Raw genomic sequence first — 3,416 nt, forward strand, 5'->3', positions numbered from 1 at the left:
CCCGCCGGTGCCCGTGCAGTCCGGCATCATGGCCCAGGTCCGTGCCGGGGAAGCGCTGACCATCACCGGCCCCAACGGGTCGGGGAAGTCCACTTTTGCCCTGACACTCGCCGGCCTGCTGGCGCCGGTATCCGGCACGGTCTCCGCCACCCTGGAGCTCAGCGCCGGCGCGGGCATTGATCCGTACAAATGGAAGGCCCAGCAGCTGATTGCCAGGATTGGCACTGTGTTCCAGGAACCCGAGCACCAGTTCGTCACCGGACGGGTGCTGGATGAGCTGATGTTCGGACCCAGGCACCTGGGCCGGGGCGAGGACCGGGTGGACGAACTGCTGGAGCGGCTTCGGCTGACGGAACTCGTGGACGCCAACCCCTACACCCTCTCCGGCGGTGAAAAGCGGCGCCTGTCCGTGGCCACTGTCCTCGCCGCCCATCCCCACGTGCTCGTCCTGGACGAACCCACTTTCGGCCAGGACGCCAACACCTGGGCCGAGCTGGCCTCCTTCCTCTCCGAACTCCTTGACGACGGCACCGCCGTCGTGTCGGTGACGCACGACGCCGAATTCAGCGAGGTCCTCGGCGGCACCGAACTCAGCCTGCGCGCCCCTGAACAGCGGGAACAGGGGAAGGTGAACGCACCATGAGGCAGGAACTGACGTTGCGCGGCAACCATGCCCTGCTGACCCGGGCCAATCCGCTGGCGAAGTTCGCCGCCGTTATGCTCATCACGATGGTGCTGGCGCTGTCCATCGACTGGGTGTCCGCCTCGGTGGCGCTGGCCCTGGTGCTGGCGCTCCTTCCGCTGGCAGGGCTGACTCCCGGCCTGCTCTGGCAGCGGGGCTGGCCGCTGATCCTGGCCGCGGCCCTGGGCGGCTGGAGCACCACGATCCTGGCACCGGACAGCGGGAGCATCCTGCTCGACGCCAGGATCTGGTCCATCAGCGAAGGTTCCCTGGAACTTGGGCTCGGCTTTATGATCCGCGGCCTGGCCATCGCCCTGCCGGCCGTTCTGCTGATGAGCTGCACCGATCCCACGGACCTGGCGGACGCTCTGGCGCAGAAAGCGAAACTGCCGCACCGCTTCGTCCTCGGGACGCTGGCAGCGATGCGGCTTGTCGGGCTGATGGCCGAAGAGTGGCAGACCATCGGCATGGCACGCCGCGCCCGGGGCGTGGGTTCCCACGGGAATCCGCTGCAGCGGCTCCGCGCCACCCTGGGGCAGAGCTTCGGGCTGCTGGTCCAGGCCGTCCGGCGGGCGTCCCGGCTCGCGGTCACCATGGAGGCCCGCGGCTTTGGCGGCGCACAACGGACCTGGGCCCGGACGTCGGTTTTCAGCGGACTGGACGCCTGGGTGTTCCTCGGCGGGCTGCTGATCGCCGGGGCCTCCGTCGCCGCTGCACTGGTGGCGGGGACCTGGAACATGGTCTTCCTCGCACGGCAGTAGCGTCGGTTATCGCATAGGCCGGGTATCTGTGTGAGATTCGCGGCATTCCGGCGGAAATGCCCGGGGGTAATAAATCATGCGTGATATTTTCTTGGGATGACTCAAGAGACTGCTGAACACGTTGGCGCCCTGCTCCGCGAAGCCCGCGGCCAGAAGGGCTGGACCCAGGGGCAGCTCGCCGCAGAGCTGGGCACCAGCCAGAGTGCCATCGCCCGCATGGAACAGGGCAAGCAGAACCTCAGCCTGAAGATGATCCAGCGGCTGGAAGCCATTTTCGGCCGGAGCATCGTCAAGGTGGGACGCCCTGCCATGACGCATCTGCGGGTTGAAGGCGGCCGGACCCTGTCCGGTTCCGTGGACGTCAACAGCAGCAAGAACGCCGGCGTCGCCCTGCTGTGCGCCAGCCTGATCAACCGCGGCACCACCATCCTGCGCAGGCTGGCACGGATCGAGGAGGTCAACCGGATCGTCGAGGTGCTGACGAGCATCGGCGTCGAATGCACCTGGTTGAACGCCAACGACCTGCAGATCCGCCGTCCCGCCGTGCTGGACCTCGACTCGATGGACGTCGAGGCCGCCCGCCGGACCCGCAGCGTCATCATGCTCCTGGGCCCGCTCCTGGACGAATCCAGTGAATACCGGCTGCCCTATGCGGGCGGCTGCGACCTCGGCACCCGCACCGTGCAGCCGCACATGCAGGCGCTGCGCCAGTTCGGCCTCAGCGTCGACGCCAAGTCCGGCTTCTATGCCGTGCAGGCGCCGCCGTCGGACGGGCACGACCGCTCCTTCGTGCTCAGCGAACGCGGCGATACCGTGACCGAAAACGCGATCATGGCCGCCGCCCACCGCAGCGGCACCACCATCATCCGTAACGCCAGCCCCAATTACATGGTGCAGGATCTCTGCTTCTACCTGCAGATGCTTGGCGTCGGGATCGACGGCGTGGGAACCACCACGCTGAAGATCACCGGCCGCCCCTCGGTCGACGTGGACATTGAGTACTTCCCCTCCGAGGACCCGATCGAAGCGATGAGCCTGATCACCGCCGGCATCGTCACGAACTCGGAAGTCACCATCCGGCGCGTCCCGATCGAATTCATGGAAATCGAGCTCGCGACGCTGGAACAGATGGGCCAGCAGCTCGAAGTGTCCGGCGAGTACCTGGCCCGCAACGGGCGCACCCGGCTGGTGGACGTCACCACCAGGCCCTCGGAGCTGCGCGCCCCCGAGGACAAGATCCACCCCATGCCGTTCCCGGGGCTGAACATCGACAACCTGCCCTTCTTCGCAGTCATCGCCGCGAATGCCCAGGGCCAGACGATGATCCACGACTGGGTCTATGACAACCGGGCGATCTACCTGACCGAACTGAACAAGCTCGGCGCCCAGGTGCAGCTGCTGGACCCGCACCGGATCTACGTCAACGGACCCACCAAATGGCGTGCGGCCGAGGTTGGCTGCCCGCCCGCCCTCCGGCCCGCGGCCTGCCTGCTGCTGGCGATGCTCGCCGCCCGCGGAGTCTCGGAACTTCGCAATATCTACGTGATCGAGCGCGGCTACGAGGACCTGGCCGAGCGGCTCAACACCATCGGCGCCAAGATCGAGTACTTCCAGGACTAATCCAAGCAACGCGGGGTCACTTCGCGCCCATCCGGAGGCCCTCCATGGGCGCGAAGTGACCCCGCGTTGTTGTTGGGCGTTTCAGCGGAACCTGCCGCACAATAGAATCATGCGCACCTTCGGCGTGGAGGAAGAACTGCTCATAGTGGACCCCGAAACCGGGATGCTGCTTGCCCTCGCCGACGCCATGCTGCCCCGCCTCGTCCCGCCGAACCAGGACGCCCCGGCCGATCCGGCGCAGCCGCCGAACCACGAGGACACCGATTTCAGCTACGAGCTCAAGCTCGAACAGATTGAAACCCAGACGCGGCCGTGCCTGGCGTACCCGGAGCTGCTCCGGCAGCTCAGGCAGG

Annotated in this window: 3 protein-coding genes and 1 pseudogene; all 4 read left to right on the plus strand. The window is 66.9% G+C overall.

Annotated elements, in window-relative coordinates; all coding sequences use genetic code 11:
• Positions 1–643 (plus strand): ABC transporter ATP-binding protein (locus K789_RS23030; RefSeq protein ID WP_157835686.1); only part of this gene is annotated, 643 nt, incomplete at its 5' end.
• Positions 640–1,443 carry an energy-coupling factor transporter transmembrane component T family protein gene (locus tag K789_RS0112590; protein WP_024367055.1) on the plus strand — a complete coding sequence of 268 codons (804 nt, stop codon included), beginning with the start codon at positions 640–642 and terminating at the stop codon, positions 1,441–1,443. The genes K789_RS23030 and K789_RS0112590, both read left to right, overlap by 4 nt.
• A 96-nt stretch (positions 1,444–1,539) precedes the next feature.
• On the plus strand, positions 1,540–3,063 hold the full coding sequence (locus K789_RS0112595; RefSeq protein WP_024367056.1) for a UDP-N-acetylglucosamine 1-carboxyvinyltransferase: 1,524 nt from the start codon (positions 1,540–1,542) through the stop codon (positions 3,061–3,063).
• 109 nt (positions 3,064–3,172) lie between these two features.
• Positions 3,173–3,416: pseudogene (locus tag K789_RS0112600) on the plus strand (carboxylate--amine ligase); the annotation flags it as partial.

This window comes from Arthrobacter sp. TB 26, from assembly GCF_000427315.1.
Taxonomy (GTDB): Bacteria; Actinomycetota; Actinomycetes; order Actinomycetales; family Micrococcaceae; genus Arthrobacter.

Bases quoted from the DNA above. Each gene is read 5' to 3' on its own strand.
- K789_RS0112595 (WP_024367056.1), top strand. From the start codon at position 1,540: ATGACTCAAGAGACTGCTGAACACGTTGGCGCCCTGCTCCGCGAAGCC.
- K789_RS0112590 (WP_024367055.1), top strand. From the start codon at position 640: ATGAGGCAGGAACTGACGTTGCGCGGCAACCATGCCCTGCTGACCCGG.